The sequence below is a fragment of the Paenibacillus sp. 32O-W genome (genome assembly GCF_007679495.1).
GTDB lineage: Bacteria > Bacillota > Bacilli > Paenibacillales > NBRC-103111 > Paenibacillus_L > Paenibacillus_L residui.
Genome location: NZ_VEGP01000178.1, coordinates 1 through 434, shown reverse-complemented (window position 1 = coordinate 434; position 434 = coordinate 1). Strand labels below are relative to the sequence as shown.

Below are 434 nucleotides of genomic sequence, written 5' to 3'. Positions count from 1 at the left end.
AAACAGATCGTGAAGAAGTTGAGACCGGTCACGTTCGACAACAACACCGTCACGGAAGCCGGTAACTTCCAGTTCCTTGCCAGGTTCAAGGAACTCATCGGTCTGGATGCCCTGATTGAAGATCACTTCCATCTGGAGCAGAAAGCCAACTGTGTCTACCCGGCCTCTAAGCTTGTCGATCATTTGCTGGACTGCGCGCTGCTCGGCCACACGCGTTTTTCGCATATGAATGCCCTGCAGTCGGACCCAGGTTACCAGATCGTTACCGGTATCGACCGCTTTCCTGACGAAAGCACCTTCCGCGGCTTCTTGAGCAAGCTCTCCTGGAGCCACTTGATTCAGCTCGTCGCCTTAAACCGGGATTTGCTGGCACGCAAGGCGCGGACGGGCGAAAAGCGCTTGGTCTGGATCGACATCGACGATACGGTCATCAC

At 55.1% G+C, this 434-nt stretch carries 1 pseudogene; it reads left to right on the top strand.

The features are described 5' to 3' along the window. Positions 1–434 (top strand): annotated as a pseudogene (locus FS806_RS25340) (IS1380 family transposase); the annotation flags it as partial.